This is a genomic window from Arthrobacter sp. FW306-2-2C-D06B (assembly GCF_021789175.1).
Taxonomy (GTDB): domain Bacteria; phylum Actinomycetota; class Actinomycetes; order Actinomycetales; family Micrococcaceae; genus Arthrobacter.
Genome location: NZ_CP084560.1, coordinates 3,576,599 through 3,593,060, shown reverse-complemented (window position 1 = coordinate 3,593,060; position 16,462 = coordinate 3,576,599). Strand labels below are relative to the sequence as shown.

General features: G+C 65.1%; 12 protein-coding genes. 8 read left to right on the top strand and 4 right to left on the bottom strand.

Going from position 1 to position 16,462, the window contains the following annotated elements; genetic code table 11:
• Positions 1–65: 65 nt before the first annotated feature.
• The 3 genes from cobA to LFT47_RS16745 all read left to right on the top strand — a co-directional run bounded on the left by cobA (position 66) and on the right by LFT47_RS16745 (position 4,362).
• Positions 66–1,322, top strand: coding sequence for a uroporphyrinogen-III C-methyltransferase (gene cobA, locus LFT47_RS16755; RefSeq protein WP_236812426.1), 1,257 nt, complete (start codon positions 66–68; stop codon positions 1,320–1,322).
• Positions 1,323–1,420: 98 nt separating this feature from the next.
• Complete coding sequence (locus LFT47_RS16750; RefSeq protein ID WP_236812424.1) at positions 1,421–2,887, top strand: FAD-dependent oxidoreductase; 1,467 nt, start codon at positions 1,421–1,423, stop codon at positions 2,885–2,887.
• Between the two features lie 95 nt (positions 2,888–2,982).
• A complete protein-coding gene (locus LFT47_RS16745; RefSeq protein WP_236812421.1) occupies positions 2,983–4,362 on the top strand; it encodes an MBL fold metallo-hydrolase in 1,380 nt (459 codons plus the stop codon).
• A 75-nt stretch (positions 4,363–4,437) separates the two neighbouring features.
• Here LFT47_RS16745 and LFT47_RS16740 read toward each other — a convergent pair whose 3' ends face one another.
• Together LFT47_RS16740 and LFT47_RS16735 are read right to left on the bottom strand one after the other, a co-directional pair.
• Positions 4,438–5,118: a FadR/GntR family transcriptional regulator gene (locus LFT47_RS16740; protein WP_236812420.1), complete on the bottom strand. Its 681-nt coding sequence runs from the start codon at positions 5,116–5,118 to the stop codon at positions 4,438–4,440.
• Positions 5,115–6,380: an MFS transporter gene (locus tag LFT47_RS16735; RefSeq protein WP_236812418.1), complete on the bottom strand. Its 1,266-nt coding sequence runs from the start codon at positions 6,378–6,380 to the stop codon at positions 5,115–5,117. The genes LFT47_RS16740 and LFT47_RS16735 overlap by 4 nt, the downstream gene beginning before the upstream one ends.
• Before the next feature lie 412 nt (positions 6,381–6,792).
• On the opposite strand from LFT47_RS16735, the gene LFT47_RS16730 reads away from it, so the two are divergent.
• Positions 6,793–6,957, top strand: coding sequence for a hypothetical protein (locus LFT47_RS16730; protein WP_236812416.1), 165 nt, complete (start codon positions 6,793–6,795; stop codon positions 6,955–6,957).
• 218 nt (positions 6,958–7,175) lie between these two features.
• Complete coding sequence (locus tag LFT47_RS16725; RefSeq protein ID WP_236812414.1) at positions 7,176–9,071, top strand: L,D-transpeptidase family protein; 1,896 nt, start codon at positions 7,176–7,178, stop codon at positions 9,069–9,071.
• A 57-nt stretch (positions 9,072–9,128) separates the two neighbouring features.
• Here LFT47_RS16725 and LFT47_RS16720 read toward each other — a convergent pair whose 3' ends face one another.
• Positions 9,129–10,571: a PucR family transcriptional regulator gene (locus LFT47_RS16720; RefSeq protein ID WP_236812412.1), complete on the bottom strand. Its 1,443-nt coding sequence runs from the start codon at positions 10,569–10,571 to the stop codon at positions 9,129–9,131.
• Positions 10,572–10,715: 144 nt separating this feature from the next.
• On the opposite strand from LFT47_RS16720, the gene LFT47_RS16715 reads away from it, so the two are divergent.
• Both LFT47_RS16715 and gabT read left to right on the top strand, forming a co-directional pair.
• Entirely contained in the window at positions 10,716–12,146 is a 1,431-nt protein-coding gene (locus tag LFT47_RS16715) for a gamma-aminobutyraldehyde dehydrogenase (RefSeq protein ID WP_236812411.1), read from the top strand.
• 104 nt (positions 12,147–12,250) lie between these two features.
• Entirely contained in the window at positions 12,251–13,606 is a 1,356-nt protein-coding gene (gene gabT / locus LFT47_RS16710) for a 4-aminobutyrate--2-oxoglutarate transaminase (protein ID WP_236812410.1), read from the top strand.
• A gap of 153 nt (positions 13,607–13,759) precedes the next feature.
• Here gabT and rarD read toward each other — a convergent pair whose 3' ends face one another.
• Entirely contained in the window at positions 13,760–14,659 is a 900-nt protein-coding gene (gene rarD / locus LFT47_RS16705; protein ID WP_236818657.1) for an EamA family transporter RarD, read from the bottom strand.
• Between the two features lie 306 nt (positions 14,660–14,965).
• On the opposite strand from rarD, the gene LFT47_RS16700 reads away from it, so the two are divergent.
• Positions 14,966–16,399 carry an FAD-dependent oxidoreductase gene (locus LFT47_RS16700; protein ID WP_236812409.1) on the top strand — a complete coding sequence of 478 codons (1,434 nt, stop codon included), beginning with the start codon at positions 14,966–14,968 and terminating at the stop codon, positions 16,397–16,399.
• Positions 16,400–16,462 lie beyond the last annotated feature (63 nt).

Here is a 16,462-nt window from a genome sequence, read left to right as displayed (position 1 = left end):
ACCTAGCGTGAACTGGTGTTTCCGGACCTTTGAAGCATGTTACGGACCGGCCCTACAGTTTTTTCATGGCAATACAGGACATCTACCCCACAGCCCTGCGGCTGCTTGGCCGCCCGGTGCTGGTGGTGGGCGGCGGACCAGTCGCTGCGCGACGCGCCAAGGGACTGCTCGACGCCGGCGCCCGGGTGACTGTGGTGGCCCCCGTTGCCTCTGACGCGCTCAGGGAACTCGCCGCCTCCGGCCTGCTCACCTGGGAGCCGCGCACTTACCTTTCCTCCGACGTCGACGGCGTGTGGTTCGTCCAGACGGCTACCGGCGTTGCCGCTGTGGACGCCCAGGTAGCCGCCGACGCCGAGGCGCAGCGCATCTGGTGCGTCAACGCCTCCGACCACGAAGCCTCAGCAGCCTGGACCCCCGCCGTCGCCGTTGTAGACGACGTGAAGATCGCCATCAACGCCGGGGGAGACCCGCGCCGTGCCATGGCCTTGCGCGACGCAGTTGCCACCGCACTTGAGACTGGAGACCTGCCGCTCCGCCGTCGTCGTGCCTCGACCGGAAGCGTCGCCCTCGTGGGTGGCGGGCCTGGCGATTCCGGACTCATCACCGTCCGCGGCCGCCGCCTCCTGGGCCAGGCCGACGTCGTCGTCGCGGACCGCCTCGGACCCCGCGACTTGCTGCACGAACTTGCTCCGGACGTCCGCGTGATCGAGGTCGGCAAGACCCCCGGCCACCACCCGGTGCCGCAACTGGAGATCAACCGGATCCTCGTCGAGGAAGCCCTGGCCGGCCACCGGGTGGTGCGGCTCAAGGGCGGCGACCCCTACGTCCTGGGCCGCGGCGGCGAGGAAGCCGAATTCTGCCGGCAGAACGGCGTCGAGGTTGATGTGGTTCCCGGTGTCACTTCGGCGATTTCCGTGCCCGCGGCCGCCGGGATTCCCGTGACGCACCGCGGACTTGCGAAGGGCTTCAGCGTGGTGACCGGCCACGAGGAACTTTCAGAGGTCCCGGCCCGTCCCGACCACACCGTGATCCTGCTCATGGGTGTCGCCAAACTCAGGGAATCCGCGGCTGCCCTCGCTGCATCCGGAATGCCCTTGGACACGCCAGTAGGTATCGTAGAGAACGGCTACATGCCCGAACAGCGCGTCACGATCGGCACCCTGGCGACCATTGCAGACCAAGCCGAGGCCACCGGCGTCGCAAATCCCGCAGTGATTGTGATCGGTGATGTGGTGCGTGTCAGCCCGTTTGCCCCCGAACATTTCAAGACCGCTGACTACAGCACCCTGACCCCTAACAAGCCCCGCGTCGTCACCCCTTAGCCCCTCACCCAACTAGCTCGCAGTTGTTGTCGTTATGAGCCCTCAAAACGACAACAAATGCGAGCCAGTTGGGAAGCACACTGAAAAGGAACACAGCCGTGTCATCTAGCACCACCGTAGGAACCGCCGCACGTCCGCTGCGCGTCGCCGTCGTCGGCTCCGGCCCGGCCGGCGTCTACGCAGCTGACATCCTGACCAAGAGCGAGGCCGTCAAGAGCGGCGAGCTGACGGTCAGCATCGACCTCTTCGACCGCTACCCGGCCCCCTACGGCCTGATCCGCTACGGCGTTGCCCCGGACCACCCCCGCATCAAGGGCATCGTGAACGCCCTGCACAAGGTCCTGGACCGCGGCGACATCCGCTTCTTCGGCAACGTCGACTACGGCACTGACATCTCGATCGAAGACCTGCGCACGCACTACGACGCCGTCATCTTCGCCACCGGCGCCATCAAGGACGCGGACCTGAACATCCCGGGCATCGAACTGGAAGGCTCCTTCGGCGGCGCCGACTTCGTCTCCTGGTACGACGGCCACCCCGACGTTTCCCGCCAGTGGCCGTTGGAAGCCACCTCCGTGGCCGTGCTCGGCAACGGCAACGTGGCACTCGACGTTGCCCGTGTCCTCTCCAAGCACGCCGACGACCTGCTGGTCACCGAAATTCCGGACAACGTCTACGCGGGCCTCAAGGCTTCCCCGGTCACCGACGTACACGTCTTCGGCCGCCGCGGTCCGGCACAGGTGAAGTTCACCCCGCTGGAGCTCCGCGAACTGTCCCACTCCAAGGACGTCGACATCATCCTCTACGCCGAGGACTTCGAGTTCGACGAAGAGTCGGACCGCCAGATCCAGACGAACAACCAGACCAAGACCATGGTGGGTACCCTCACCAACTGGATCGCCGAGCAGCCCGAGGACCTCTCCGAGCTCAAGGCCTCCCGTCGCTTGCACCTGCACTTCCTGCACAGCCCGGTGGAGATCGTGGATTCCGCGGAGACCCCGGGCAAGGTTGCCGCGATCAAGTTCGAGCGCACCGAGCTGGACGGCACGGGCAATGCGCGCGGTACCGGCGAGGTCGTCGACTACCCGGTCCAGGCCGTGTACCGCGCCATCGGCTACTTCGGTTCCGCCCTGCCGGACGTAGAGTTCGACCACCGTCGTGGGGTCGTCGCGAACGACGGCGGCCGCGTGCTGGACGCTTCCGGCGAGCACGTTCCGGGCTTGTACGCCACGGGTTGGATCAAGCGCGGCCCCGTCGGCCTGATCGGCCACACCAAGGGTGACGCGCTGGAGACGGTCACCTACCTCCTGGAAGACCGCGAAAACCTGCCGTTGGCCGCAGTTCCCGAGGCGGACGCCGTCGTCGAACTCCTGGACGCCCGCGGCGTGAAGTTCACCAGTTGGGAAGGCTGGCTGGCACTGGACGCCCACGAGCTCGCTTTGGGCGCCGCCGCTTCCGAGGCCGGCACCTCGCACGGCGTCGAGGTCAAGCGCGAACGCATCAAGGTGGTGCCGCGTGAGGACATGGTGGACATTTCCCGCGACGGCGTGGCCGCCCAGGTCTAGTTTCTACAACGCGGGGTCACTTAGCGCCCATCCGGAGCATCGGAATGGGCGCTAAGTGACCCCGCGTTGCGTGTTCTCGGGGATAGACTCTCCGCATGGACGTCGTCGTCGTCGAAACGACCCAATTGGGGGACCGCAGCTACCTCGTTCATGACGGCACGGTGGCGCTCGTGATCGACCCCCAGCGTGATACCGACCGCGTCGAAACGGCAGCGCGTTCTGCGGGGGTGGTCATCACGCATGTCGCTGAGACCCACCTCCACAACGACTACCTCACGGGTGGCCTCCTCCTTGCCCGGCACCAGAACGCCCGCTATTTGGTGAATGCCGCGGACAGCGTGTCGTTTAAGCGGGAACCGGTGGTTCCGGGGGAGACGTTCAAGGTAGGCAGGCTTTCCGTCAAGCCAGTGGCCACCCCGGGCCACACGCACACCCATCTGGCCTATGTGGTTTCAGACCCCGACGCCGGCACTGGCGTCCGGCAAGCGGTGTTTTCCGGGGGCAGCCTGCTCTACGGTTCTGTGGGCCGGACTGATTTGATTGCTCCGGAGGACACCGCCGGACTGGCCCATGACCAGTACGCCTCGGTCCGGCGGCTCCTTGCTGAGGCAGCGCCGGAGGCGATCCTGTATCCAACCCATGGCTTCGGTTCGTTCTGCTCCATCGGTCCTGCGAGCAGGATCCCGGCATCGACGATCGGGGAGCAGGCCGCCACCAACCACGCACTCACCGACCCGGACGAAGACCATTTTGTCAGGCACCTCCTGACGAATATCACGGCATACCCGAGCTATTACGCGCACATGAGTCCGCTCAACGCCGTGGGTCCGGGGCCCGCGATGCTCGAGGTGCCGGAATCGTTGGAGCCCGCGGAGCTGGAGCGCAGGCTCGAGGCCGGAGAATGGGTGGTTGACCTGCGCAACCGGGTCGCATTCGCCGCGAGCCACCTGCGCGGCAGCGTGGCCTTTGAATACGGGACAGGATCGAGCTTCACGAGCTACCTTGGCTGGGTCCTGCCATGGAACCAGCCGCTGACTTTGCTGGGCGCCCATGCCGACGTCGAAAAGGCCATCCGTGACCTCGCAAGGATCGGATTCGACTCCCCGGATGCCGCCGTCGGCGAGGATCCCGGGGCTCTGGCACCAGGCGCATCGTTGGTGCACTATCCGATCACCGACTGGACGGGGCTGGTGCGGGACCGAACCCCCGGCGAAACCGTGCTGGACGTGCGCCGCACCGAGGAATTTTCCGCCTCCCACGTCCAAGGCGCGGCGAACGTTCCACTGCACGAGCTTTTGCTCCGGCTGGACGAACTGCCGGATTCCAGGATCTGGGTGCATTGCACCTCCGGCTACCGGGCCAACGTCGCCGCAAGCCTGCTGCATCGTGCCGGCCGCGACGTGGTGCTCATCGACGCACTCTTCCGTGAGGCAGCCGACGCCGGCGTCGAGCTGACGCGCGCCGCTCCGGCGTAGGTGAGCGGGCGTTGGTCAAAAGCCTGTCGTAGGTGAGCGGGCGTTGGGGGAAACGCCGATATAGGTGAGCGGGCGTCAGCTGTTGATCCATTCCGCCGCGAAGTCCAGGTTGCGGTAGACGCTCGCGACGGCGGCAGCCTCGTCGCGTGCCTCGATGGCGTCGGCGAGCTCGTCGTGGCCTTCGTGCGGGATGCCGTTGAAGCCGGCCTTGCGCTGCTGGCGCAGGAGATCGTCGTTGAAGACCCCGCCGAAGGACACATACAGCTGGTGCAGCAACGGGTTGCCCGAAGCCAGCGCCACCCGTTCGTGGAAATCCCAATCGGCCCGGGCCCAGGCAGGGTAGTCGGCGGCGAGCCACGCGTCGTGGCGTCGTTGGAGAAGGGCCCGCATGGCGGCGATGTCCTCGGCCGTGGCATGCTTCGTCGCCAGTCGGGCGGCCTGGGTGTCGAGCCCCACCCGGACCTCGACTACGTGCTCCTGCGTATGTTCCTTGTACATGCGTTGGGCTGCGCCGGAGATTTCGCTCGTGGCCCGGACATAGGTACCGTCACCGCGGCGGACCTCCAACATGCCGCTGTGCGCCAAGGCCTTGATGGCTTCGCGGAGTGTCCCGCGGGAGACTCCGAGCGAGGCCATGAGTTCCGGCTCGGCCGGAATCTTTTCCTGCAGCGGCCACTCTCCGGACTGGATCATGCCGCGCAGTTGCCTGGTGACTTCCTCGGCCAAGACGGGCCGGTGCGAAGGGGTCAGGCTCATGCCACGGGCCTCGGTCCGGCCTTGATCGGCGTGCGTTTGCTGGTCAGCTGGTGGCAGGTGACCATGAGGGCCAGGGCCGCCAGGGCCAGGAGCGAGAGCGGGAGGGTCCAAGCGCCGGTGGCACTGTGGAGCAGGCCCATGCCGAACGGTCCCAACGCCGCGATCAAGTACCCCACGGACTGGGCGACGGTCGACATGGCGGTGGTCTCCGCCGTCGTACGCCCGCTGCGGCTGATGATCACCAAGACCAAGGGGAAGATGCCCAGGCCGAAACCGAACATTACGGCGGGAACCGAGGCCAACGACGTCGGGAGCAACAGCATCGCCGGGACCGCCAGAAGGGTGGTCCCGCTACCCAGGTACAAGGCCGGCCGCATCATGCCGGGTCGCGAGCCAATGGCCAGGAGGATCATGCCGGCGGCCACTGAAACCAGCTGCATGAGTCCGAACTGCAGGCCGCTCTCGGAGGCGCTGAGTCCTTGGGTTGTCAGGATGTAGGCAAACCAACTCATCACGGCATACGCCAGGAGGGCCTGCAACGTGAAGATGGAAGTGATGAGGAATCCCAACCGGGTGCGCAGGAGGGGCCACATGGATACGCGCTCCTGGTTGGCCTTCCGTGAAGTGCGATGGGTGTGGAGGACCATCGGGAGGAAGCCAAGAAGTGCGGCGACGCCAAGGAGGCCCCACGCCGCCAATCCCATCGACGGCGAGCCTAGTTGTTGGGCCAAGGGGACGCTGATTGCGGCGGCGAAGGTGGCACCGCCGGACATGGTGAACGTGTAGAGGCCGGTCATCAGGGAGGTCTTGCTTGCATAGTGCTCGCGGATGTATGAAGGCATGGCCACGTTGCACACCGCCAGGCCGGACATCGCCAGCACTGTTCCGGCGAGGAGGGCGCCGGTCGCGGGCACGCTGCGGACCAGGAGCCCGGCCGCCAGCATGGCCAGCGCCACGAAGATCGACTTCTCGACGCCGATCCGGCGAGACAGCCACGAGGTTCCCAGTCCTGCCACGGCGAAGCACAACAAGGGGATGGACGGAAGAATCGACGCGACGAGCGCCCCGTAGCCGAGGGATGCCTGTAGATCGTGGAACAGCGCCGCCGCGCTGGTGATGCCGGCGCGCAGGTTAAGGCCGATCAAGATGACGGCGATGATCCCGACGACGGCGACCACCCGGGATTTCGGCGCCACCGTGCCGCCGCTGGTGGGCACAGTTGTTGCTTCCGTTGCGTGGGGAGTCGGGTGAGTTGAGGCCATGCTTAAAGGTTAGACGTTTGATGTTTGGCGCGGGAAGTTTTGTGGTGGAAATCTCCCGGTTGAAGTCCGGGCGCTGGTAGTCTCGCAAATGTTGCTGGCCAGGAACACGGTTCTGGGCAGGTTATGAACATTTTTTGGGGGAAGAATGCAGAACTGGCCCTTTACTGTCGTGCTCGCTGCTGTCGGAGTTTTTACTCTTGGCGCTTGCGGCGCGCCGTCGTCAGCACCACCTCCGAGCGCCGCCGCACCACCTTCAGCGCCCTCGACGCCTCCGTCGCCACCGTCGCCCGCACCGAGCGTATCCGCGCCGGACTCTCTCGTCACTGATGCGCTGAAGAACGTGCAATGCGCGGCCGACGCTCACGGCATCTGGTCTTTCTCCGGGACGCTGCACAACACCGGAACTGCGTCCGTGAAGTACACGATCGCAATCGCCGTGGGAACGACAAGCAGCGTGGCCGGGCACGCGATGATCGAGAAGGAAGTCGCTGCCGGCGCCAGCACGGAAGTCCGCGCAGCAGAAGTCGCCCAGGCGGCACCTGCCGGCTCCACGTGTGATGCGGTGGTCTCAAAGTGACGGGAAACAGCGCCACCCGGGCTATCCGTGTCTTAGCAACGTTTGTCCTGACCGCCGTTGTCGCCGCCGGGCTCGCGCCCACGGCGGCAACCGCCGTCGGTCTCCCAGCAGTGGAGTCTCCGACGCCGTCTCCCGCCGTTTCAACGTCTCCCGCACCTTCCGCAACCCCCGCCCCTCAGCCGAGCAACCGCACGGCCCCGGCTCAGGAACCGACGGGGATGCCAGCGACAACGGCGCCAACGGCGCCCTCCTCGGTGCCCGCGCCCGCTCCGACCCGGGACGTGGCGCCCGGAGCCCCGCCGAACCTCGCTGCGACAGCCGTCGACATCGTTCCTACAGGAGCGATCGCGGCCAAATGGCAGCTACTGGGCGGTGCGGGGGGACCTTTGGGGGCCGCGACAGCGGATCAATCTTGCGATCAGAATCTCCTTTGCGTCCAGGTGTTCACTGGCGGGAGCATCTATTCCACGCCGCTCACTGGTGCCAACGCGGTGCTGCTCACGGCAGGAAAGACCGGGCCCCGATGGCACGAAAGCGGACAGCTTTCCGCGTTCGGCTATCCCCTCGGCGAGGAAAAATGCGATAGCAATGGCTGCTATCAGAAGTTCTCCAGTGGTTTGGATATCACCTGGAGCGCGCTCGGCGGTCCCCAGACTGTCTGGACCAAAGGCGGCATCGGTGACGCCTTTTTCCGCTTATATGGTGGCTACGCCCAAGCGGGGTACCCCACGAGCCCGGAACTATGCGATTTGGTGAACTCCGGGTGCCAGCAAAGCTTCGGGAATCTGAGAATTCTCTGGAGTTCGGCGTCGGGAGCGTCCGGAGTGTGGACACCAGGGGCTATTGGCGCAGCGTTTGCTGCGGCCGGAGCTGAATCTGGCTGGCTGGGGTATCCGACAACCCGCGAGACCTGCGGACTCAAGGCCAATGGCTGTTACCAGATGTACCAGCACGGAGCCATCATCTGGTCACCGGCCAGCGGGGCACGGACAAGCCACGGCGGCATTCGCTCTGCGTGGGCCAGTGCGGGCTTCGAAAACGGGCGGTTTGGCTATCCCGTTTCCGACGAAATCTGCGGCCAGCCAGCATCCGGTTGCCTTCAGCAGTTCCAAGGCGGCACCATCTACTGGTCGCCGCAGACCGGGGCGAATGGCGTCAACGGCGGCATCCGTTCCCAGTACGACAACATGGGCGGGCTGACGGGCGGCTATCTAGGCTATCCCCTCGAAGGCGAGGTGTGCGGGCAGCGCGGCGGCGGGTGTTACCAGTGGTTCCAAGGCGGCCTGATTTTCTGGTCGCCGGTCACCGGTGCGCAACCCATCCGGGGAGGCATGAAGGCGAAATACGAGCAAATGGGCTGGCATTTGGGGTACCTCGGCTATCCGGCCACCCCCGAGACGTGCATCAACGGTGAATGTGTCCAAGCCTTCCAAGGCGGATATTTGACGTGGACGCCAGCCGGGGCCCGAGACTACCGGCACAGCGAGTGCACGGGTTTGAACGATGGCCGGGTGAAGTACCCTTCCGGCGATGCCAACCACGTGACCTTGGTGTACACGGCAGCCTATGGCCAGTCCTACGCTGGTGTTGCGTATTGCAAGCGGGTGGCAGGAACGTATGTAACTGAGTGGACCACGAACGGATTTGTGGGGGCCAGTGGATTCAAGCCGCCTGGGGTTGCCTCCGGTCCTACCCGCTACAACTACTCGCCCACGGGCTGGTTCTCCGTTACGGAGGCATTCGGCCTGGGTAATCCAGGGACGGCCCTTCCGTACCGCATGTTGAATCCCCGTTCACGCTGGGGTGGAAATCCATGGACCGACACTTACAACACGTACTTCGAGTCCAGCTCGTGGGTGGGCTATGACGAGAACATGTGGTACTTCGCAACCCGCCCCCAGCATGATTACCGGCAAGGGGCCGTCCTCAACTACAACCGTCCGCCGGACTCGCCGATCACCCAAGACGCCGGATTTGCGATCTTCCTGCACGAAAACAAGGTTCCAACCGCTGGATGCATATCGCTGGACGATTGGGCTGTTGTGGACTTCCTGCAAAAGTCGACGCCCGGGGACAGAATCATCATGGGTGTTGCCGCCGACATCTTCCGCTAGGCCCCCGTCGCGGTCCGGCTACCGATCCTCGGGTCTCAGCCGGGCCGCGAAAAGCCCTCAGCGCGGGTTGCGCGATCCCAGCCGTTGCACAGCCAGGGCAAGCCACAACTGCACCCGGTCCGGCGTCTGGGCAGGATCGTAGCCGGTGAGGTCCGTGATTTGCGCCAAGCGGTAGCGCACCGTATTGCGGTGCAGGGTCAGGGCTTCGGCGACGGCGGCCACCGAACCATTGTGGTTGAGGTAGCTTTCCAGGGTCGGAACGAGCTCGGAGCCGTGCGCGGCGTCGAACTTGCGCAGGGGAGTGAGCGCCTCGCTGGCCATGTCCGCCAGCGGCACATCCTCGCTGGCCAGCAACAGCGAGGTCAGGCTGAGCCGCTCAGGTTCGTTGACCGGCAGGCCGTGCGCCACGGCGTCGCGCGCTTCGAAGTAACTCCAGCGCACGCCGTTCGGCTTCGTGTAGGCGCCGCCGATCCCGATCGCCGCGTGGATCCCGGCTTCCAAAAGGTGATCACTGAGGTCCTTCGCGAGCGCGCTCGCGGAACTGCCGTCGTCGGGCACTACCGTCACCAGGTCCTTCCCGACGACGGCGGTCACCCCGCCGTCGAGCGATTGCGGAAGCGAGGTGCTACCGAGTTGTTTGTGGTGGGCGGCCGAGACCACCAGCAGCACCACGTTCTTGCGGGTGCTGTTGATTCCGACGCCGGCCAGGCGGCGGGCGCCCTCCACCGTGTCCAGGGTTCCGTGGATGACGTCGTCCAGCACCTGGCCCGCCAGGGCCCGCTGGCTCTGGCGCTGCTTGACCATGTTGTTGAGTTCCACGCTGATCAGGTTCTGCGCATAACTGACGATTCCGGTGTCGCCGAAGGGCTGCTTGATCCATAGGGTGCAGGCGTCGCGGCGGCCGGTTGGGATGGGGAAGGACGCCCAGTCGTCGGCCGTCGGTGCGGGGTTGCCGGCCACGCTGTTGTAGAGCTGGGCACTGAACTGCGTGAGCGCGATGTCGGTCCGGAGCATGCTGCCCAACTGCTTGAGCAGTTCGCCGAGTCCGCCACCGGTCAGCAAGGCCCGGGCCAGGATCTGGTGGCCGGCGATGAGGCGCTCCAGCTTCGAGTAGTGGTCGGCGGACTGGGAGTCGGCCACGAGTTTGCCGATGGCGATGAAAGGGGTTTCGTACGGGACTTCCACGAGGGGCAGGCCCCAGCGGTTCGCTTCCGCAATGAGGGCGGGGGGCACGGACTCGTGGGTCAGCCCGGTGCCGAAGCCGATGCCGACGGCTCCCGCGCGCTGTACCTGGCGCACGAAGCGGCGCTGTTCCGCGGCCCCGCTGAGCCTGAGGCCGGTGGTCAGGATCAGCTCGCCGCCGTTGAGGAAGCGTTGGGGATCCTCCTGCTCGGTCACGGCCACCCAACGGATATCTTCGTTCCAAGTGGTTTCCGCGAGGCCGGCTTTCCGGAGCCGCAGAGAGGGGACGGCGACGAGCGCGGCGAGTGACATTGCCATGCCAAAAAGGATATCCCGGCACTGGTCATTCGCACTAAGTCGGGGTGGTCGGGGTGTGCACCTGACTATTCCGCGCCGCGGGGTGCTGGCATAGGCTCGGAGCAGCTGCAACCAATGCCTAGACACCGAAAGAGGTTGTACACCGTGGTCCAAACCTTGCAGAACTTCATCAACGGCGAGTTCGTCACGCCGGCAGGCACCGAACTGCTCGACATCGTGAACCCCACCAACGGGGAGATTGTCGCTCACGCGCCTATCTCCACGGCGGCCGACGTCGATGCGGCCATGAACGCGGCGAAGGAAGCCTTCAAGTCCTGGAAGCATGTCACTCCAGGCCAGCGACAGCTCATGCTGCTCAAGCTCGCCGATGCTATCGAGGCCAACAGCGATGAGCTCGTTGAGGCACAGCACCGCAACACCGGCCAGGTCCGCGCCCTCATCGCATCCGAGGAAGTTGCCGCTGGTGCGGACCAGCTCCGCTTCTTCGCCGGCGCCGCGCGCATCATGGAAGGCAAGTCCGCCGGCGAGTATTTCGAGGGCCACACCTCGTACGTCCGCCGCGAACCGATCGGCGTCGTCGCCCAGGTTGCACCCTGGAACTACCCGTTCCTCATGGGCATCTGGAAGATCGGCCCCGCCCTCGCAGCAGGCAACACCGTTGTTCTCAAGCCCTCCGACACCACTCCGGAATCCACCTTGGTCCTGGCCCGCCTGGCGGGGGAGATCTTCCCGGCCGGCGTTCTCAACGTGGTCCTCGGCAACGCGGCCACCGGCTCCATGATGGTGGAGCACAAGGTCCCGGGCCTCGTCTCGATCACGGGTTCCGTACGTGCCGGCATTGCCGTGGCCAGCGGGGCGGCCAAGGGCCTCAAGCGTGCCCACCTGGAACTTGGCGGCAAGGCCCCGGCCATAGTCTTCAAGGATGCCGACATCAAGAAGAGCGCAGCGGCCATCGCCGAATTCGCCTTCTTCAATGCCGGCCAGGACTGCACGGCCATCACCCGCGTGCTGATTGAAGATTCGATCCACGACGACGTGGTTGCCGCCATGGTGGAACACACCAAGACGCTGCACACTGGTTCGCAGAACGACGAGGAAAACTACTTCGGCCCGCTCAACAACGTGAACCACTTCAATGCCGTGAACTCGGTAGTGGAGCACCTGCCGGCCAACTGCAAGATCGAAACCGGCGGCCACCGTGCCGGTGACAAGGGCTTCTTCTTCGAGCCCACCATCATCACCGGCGCCAAGCAGAGCGACGACGTCGTCCAGAAGGAAACCTTCGGACCCGTCATCACCGTCCAGAAGTTCACCACCGAAGCCGAGGCACTCGAGCTGGCCAACGATGTCGAATACGCCCTGGCTTCCAGCGTCTGGACCACGGACCACGGCACCGCCATGCGGATGAGCCGCGACCTGGACTTCGGCGCGGTCTGGATCAACACCCACATCCTGCTGACCGCTGAGATGCCCCACGGCGGCTTCAAGCAGTCCGGTTACGGCAAGGACCTGTCCATGTACGGCGTCGAGGACTACACGCGCATCAAGCACGTCATGTCTGCACTGGACGCCTAATCCCCACCGGCACCCTAACCTCGCTCCGCTTCGGCCAGGGAACCCTGCCGGCGTGGCCCCATAGCCGGCACACGGCACGCAAAAGTAAGAAAGAAAGAACCATCATGACCGCAACAGCACATGAAATCACCTACCGCCTGGACCAGAAGCGCAGCATCAACGGCGCCTTCCCCGGCCCCAGGTCACAGGCCCTGAACGAGCGCCGCGCGGCCGTCGTCGCGGCCGGCGTGTCCTCGGGCGTGCCCGTTTACGTTGAGGACGCCGATGGCGGCATCATCCGCGACGTCGACGGCAACTCCTTCATCGACCTCGGCTCGGGCATCGCGGTGACCAGCGTGGGCGCTTCGGATCCCGCCGTCGTCGCAGCCGTCCAGGACGCTGCAGCGCACTTCACCCACACCTGTTTCATGGTCACGCCGTACGAGGGCTATGTCGCCGTCGCCGAGCAGCTGAACCGCCTCACCCCGGGCGACCACGAGAAGCGCACCGTGCTTTTCAACTCCGGTGCCGAAGCAGTGGAGAACGCCGTCAAGGTGGCGCGCCTGGCAACCGGCCGTGACGCCGTCGTCGCCTTCGACCACGCCTACCACGGCCGCACCAACCTGACCATGGCACTCACCGCCAAGGCCATGCCGTACAAGACCAACTTCGGCCCGTTCGCGCCCGAGGTCTACCGCATGCCGATGAGCTACCCGTTCCGCGAGGAAAACCCGGAGATCACCGGTGCCGAGGCCGCCAAGCGCGCCATCACCATGATCGAGAAGCAGATCGGCGGCGACCAGGTTGCCGCGATCATCATCGAACCGATCCAGGGCGAGGGCGGCTTCATTGTTCCCGCCGAGGGCTTCCTGCCGGCACTGTCCGCATGGGCCAAGGACAAGGGCATCGTCTTCATTGCGGACGAGGTCCAGTCCGGTTTCTGCCGCACGGGTGAATGGTTCGCCGTCAACCACGAGGGTGTTGTCCCGGACATCATCACCATGGCCAAGGGCATTGCCGGCGGCCTCCCGTTGTCCGCGATCACAGGCCGCGCTGACCTGCTCGACGCCGTCCACCCGGGCGGCCTCGGCGGCACCTACGGTGGCAACCCGGTTGCCTGTGCTGCGGCTCTTGCTGCCATCGGCACCATGGAACAGCACGACCTCAACGCCCGCGCACGCCACATCGAGGAAATCGCACTCGGCCGCTTGCGTGAACTTGCTGCTGAGGTTCCCGCGATCGGCGACGTCCGTGGACGCGGTGCCATGCTGGCGATCGAACTGGTCCAGGCCGGATCCAAGGAACCGAACGCGGAACTGACCAAGGCTGTTGCCGCCGCGTGCCTCCAGGAAGGCGTCATCATCCTGACCTGCGGCACCTACGGCAACGTGATCCGTCTGCTGCCGCCGCTTGTCATCAGCGACGAACTGCTCCTGGACGGCCTCGAGGTCCTGGCAGCGGCCATCAAGGCCAACGCTTAGCCACAACCTTCAGGTGGACATGCCCGCCTCTAGGTTCAAGGGATGGACATAGTGCGACTATGTCCATCCCTTGCGTTTAACAATGAGCATGTCCAGTGGACGCCAATGAGCATGTCCATTGGTGCTGGGTAGCGCTGAGCATGTCCGGGGGTCCTAGGCCCCACTGAGCCGTGCGCTTTTCCTGATGACCGAGTTCTTGCGTGCCGTGCGCAGCATATCGAGGGTCAGGAGCAGCAACGCCAGCCACACGATCCCGAAGCCAACCCAACGGTCGGGGGTCATGGCCTCGTGGAAGACGGCCAGCGCCACGATGAACTGGAGTACCGGCGCGAAGTATTGCAGCAGGCCGATGGTGGTCATGGGAAGGCGGCGTGCGGAGGCACCGAAGAACAGGAGCGGCACGGCCGTGATGATGCCTGAAGCCGCCAATAGCCAGAAGTGGCCCGGGCCGTTGCTTCCCAAAGTCCCGGCTCCCGTGAGGCCGAGGACAATCATGGTGGCGCCGGCGATCGGCGCGAGGACCACGGTCTCCACGGTGAGGCTCGTGATGGCGTTGACCTTGGGCCCCACGCGCTTCTTCACGAAACCGTAAAGTCCAAAGCTGAACGCCAGGACCAGCGCGATCCACGGCAGCTTGCCATAGGAAACCGTCAAGACGCCGACGGCGATGAAGCCGATCCCGACGGCGGCCCACTGGAGCGGGCGGAGCTTTTCCTTCAGGACGAACACGCCAAGGAGCACCGACACGAGCGGATTGATGAAGTAGCCGAGCGAGGCTTCGACCGCATGTCCGGTGGTGACGCCGAAGGTGTAGGTCAGCCAGTTGATGGCGATCAGTCCGGCAGCGACGGCGAGTGGCCCCAGGACCGTCCGGTCCCTGAAGGCATTGCCGAGGAGGCGCCACGTCCGGGTGATGGTGATGAGAAGGGCGCAGAAAATGAGCGACCACACCACCCGGTTCGCGACGATTTCCACTGCACTGGCGGGTTGCAACACCAGGAAGTAGAGCGGAAGCAGCCCCCACAGGCCGTACGCCCCGATACCGAACACCACACCCGCCGTCGTCTCCTTCTTGGCCGTGGCAGCGGCGGCGGCTGCTGTAGCCGAAGCATTCGAAGCGCTGGAAGCACTGGTGGCGGACTGGGCAGGCACGGTTTGCTCGGGCGTAGACACAAAGTCAACAACATCACACTTTGCGAACGTATTCCTGACCGTACGGCCGGAAAGTTATTGTGAGTTTCCTCGCCCGGTTGTGTCACCTCCCGCCACGTACTGACACTCCGGCCGCAACTGAGAACTAGAATTGGAAACTGCGCGCCCCACCACGCGGGGCGGATTCCCGTCTCAGAAGGGTTCACGGTGTCCAACTCGGCCGAAACCACCTCAAAACGTCCATTGCGCGTCGCTATTGTCGGCGCAGGGCCGGCCGGCGTGTACGCCGCGGATATCCTGACCAAATCGAATGAGGTCAAGGACGGCGACGTCGAGGTCAGCATCGACCTTTTCGAGGCATACCCCGCACCGTACGGCCTGATCCGCTATGGCGTGGCGCCGGACCACCCCCGCATCAAGGGCATCGTCAACGCGCTCCACAAGGTCCTGGACCGCGGAGACATCCGCTTCCTGGGCAACGTGACCTACGGCCGCGACCTCACGCTGCACGACTTCCGCGCCTTCTACGACGCGGTGATCTTCTCCACGGGGGCCATCAAGGACGCGGAGCTGAACATCCCCGGCATCGAGCTGGAAGGCTCCTTCGGCGGAGCCGACTTCGTCTCCTGGTATGACGGACACCCGGACGTGCCCCGCGAGTGGCCCCTGGATGCCAAGGAAGTGGCAGTCATCGGCAACGGCAACGTCGCGCTGGACGTGGCCCGCATGCTCTCGAAGCACGCAGATGACCTCCTGGTGACCGAAATCCCGGACAACGTCTATGCCGCCCTCAAAGCCTCCCCGGTCACGGACGTGCATGTCTTCGGGCGTCGCGGTCCCGCCCAGATCAAGTTCACTCCGCTGGAACTGCGCGAGCTCTCGCACTCCAACGACGTGGACATTGTGCTGTACCCGGAAGATTTCGAGTTTGACGAAGCTTCAGACGAGGCCATCCGCAGCAACAACCAGATCAAGACCATGGTCAACACGCTGACTAACTGGCTCGTCGAGGAACATGCCGAAGCCGAGCAGCCCTCGTCCCGCCGCCTGCACCTGCATTTCCTGCACAGCCCGGTGGAGATCGTTTCCGAAGACGGCTCCGGGAAGGTCTCCAGCATCAAGTTCGAGCGCATGCAGCTGGACGGCACGGGCAATGTCAAGGGCACCGGCGAGTTCGTGGACTATCCGATCCAGGCCGTCTACCGCGCCATCGGTTACCACGGTTCCCCGCTGGACGAGCTTGAGTACGACGCCCGCCGCGGGGTCATCCCCAACGACGGCGGACGGGTGCTGGGCGCCGACGGCAAGCCGGTACCCGGTATCTACGCCACCGGCTGGATCAAGCGCGGACCCGTCGGCCTGATCGGACACACCAAGGGCGACGCGCTGGAGACCATCGGCTGCCTCCTGGAGGACCGCCTCACGCTGCCCCCGGCCGAAAACCCGGACCCGCAGGCCATCATCAACCTCCTTGAAGAGCGGGGCATCGAGTACACCACCTGGGAAGGCTGGAACAAGCTCGATGCGCACGAAGTAGCCCTCGGCGCCGCATGGACAGCCGAAAACCCGGACGCCGGCGTCGTACGCGAACGCATCAAGGTGGTTCCGCGCGAGGACATGATCGAGATCTCGCGGGGCTAACGGCTCTCCGACGCCGTTCCCTGCCGAAACCGTGGGTGCGGACCGTGGGCTGCGTTCCGGAAC